The sequence below is a fragment of the Streptomyces phytophilus genome (genome assembly GCF_013870535.1).
GTDB classification, from domain to species: domain Bacteria; phylum Actinomycetota; class Actinomycetes; order Streptomycetales; family Streptomycetaceae; genus Streptomyces; species Streptomyces phytophilus.
Map to the genome: position 1 here is coordinate 1 of NZ_JACBXC010001196.1, position 1,835 is coordinate 1,835.

2 protein-coding genes are annotated in these 1,835 nt (G+C 72.0%); both read left to right on the forward strand.

Features of this window, described 5'->3' with window-relative positions:
* Positions 1-113: 113 nt before the first annotated feature.
* Positions 114-887 (forward strand): DsbA family protein, encoded by a 774-nt coding sequence (locus H5J30_RS30690; RefSeq protein WP_309505681.1) that lies wholly within the window; start codon positions 114-116, stop codon positions 885-887.
* A 99-nt stretch (positions 888-986) separates the two neighbouring features.
* On the forward strand, positions 987-1,835 hold an 849-nt coding region (gene lgt / locus H5J30_RS30695; RefSeq protein WP_181790731.1), incomplete at its 3' end, for a prolipoprotein diacylglyceryl transferase.

Below are 1,835 nucleotides of genomic sequence, written 5' to 3' on the forward strand. Positions count from 1 at the left end.
GGCTTCGTCGTCGTCTCGGTCGTGCTGGTGCTCTCCGCCGCCGCCGCGTACCTGCAGTACGGGCAGGTGTTCTGATCCGTCACCGGGCGGCGGGTCCCTCGTTATAGCCGGGCGTGAGCGAGAACAACCCTCAGGGAAAGCGCAGCGCCCGCGAGCGGATGCAGGCCGAGCGCGAGCGGCAGAAGTCCAAGGACAAGCAGCGGCGCATGCTCGTCGTGCTCGCCGCGGTGGTCGGGGTGCTCGCCGTGGTCGCGGTCGTCGGCATCCTCATCGGCCAGAACAGCGGCGACGACGACGGCGGCAAGCCCGTCGCGTTCCCGAAGGGCGCCGCCGGCGAGGACCGGCTCGCGCTGCCCGCGGGGAAGGCGGCAGCCCCGGCCGCCCTCACCGTGTACGAGGACTTCCGCTGCCCGGCGTGCGGCCAGTTCGAGGCCGGCTTCAGCAAGACCATCAACGAGCTGGAGGACGCCGGGAAGCTGCGCACCGAGTACCGGCTGGTCAAGCTCATCGACGGCAACTTCGGCGGCACCGGCTCGCGGAACTCCGCCAACGCCGCCGCCTGCGCCCAGGACGCCGGCAAGTTCGTCCCGTACCACGACGTGCTCTTCCGCAACCAGCCGCCGGAGAACGACGACGCCTTCGCCGACAAGGGGCATCTGAAGGAACTGGCGGGCAAGGTCGACGGGCTGAGCGGCAAGCGCTTCGACTCCTGCGTCGACGACGGCAGGTACGACGGCTGGGTCGACGCCTCCGACGAGGCGTTCGGCAAGTCCGGCCACAACTCCACGCCCACCGTCCTGCTGGACGGCGAGAACATCTACGGCCAGGGCTCGAACCTCTCCCCGGAGAGCTTCAAGCAGCTCGTCGAGGACGCCGGCAAGGACTGAGCCGCCGGGGGCGCGGCGCCGTACTCGCGGAGAGTTACGGAGCCGTTGCCCCCACGGGCTCCCCGCGCCGCGCCGCGGCACGGTACCGTCGGTGCTGCTATGGATCTCGCATACATCCCCAGCCCTTCCGACGGCGTCTGGCACCTCGGACCGCTCCCGCTGCGCGGTTACGCCCTCGCCATCCTCCTCGGCATCTTCGTCGCCATCTGGCTCGGCGGACGCCGCTGGATCGAGCGCGGCGGCCGGGCGGGGACCGTCGCGGACATCGCGATCTGGGCCGTGCCCTTCGGCCTCGTCGGCGGCCGGCTCTACCACGTCGTCACGACCCCGGAGCCGTACTTCGGCGAGGGCGGCGACTGGGTCAAGGCGTTCGAGATCTGGGAGGGCGGCCTCGGCATCTGGGGCGCCATCGCGATGGGTGCGCTGGGCGTGTGGATCGGATGCCGCCGCCGCGGCATCGCGATGCCGCCCTACGCCGACGCCGTCGCGCCCGGCATCGCCCTCGCGCAGGCCCTGGGCCGCTGGGGCAACTGGTTCAACCAGGAGCTGTACGGCAAGCAGACCGACGTCCCCTGGGCCGTCGAGATCGACGCGGACCACTCCGTCACCGGCACCGCCGAGACCTTCCACCCAACCTTCCTGTACGAGTCGCTGTGGTGCGTCGGCGTCGCGCTGCTGGTCATCTGGGCCGACCGGCGCTTCCGCCTCGGCCACGGCCGGGCCTTCGCGCTCTACGTCGCGGCGTACACCGCGGGCCGCGGCTGGATCGAGTACCTGCGCGTGGACGAGGCGCACGACGTCCTCGGGCTGCGGCTCAACGTCTGGACGTCGATCCTGGTCTTCGCCGCCGCGGTGGCCTACATCGTGGTCTCGGCGAAGAAGCGGCCGGGCCGCGAGGAGGTCGTGGAGCCGGGCGCCGCGGACGGCGAGCCCGGGGACGGCGGCCCG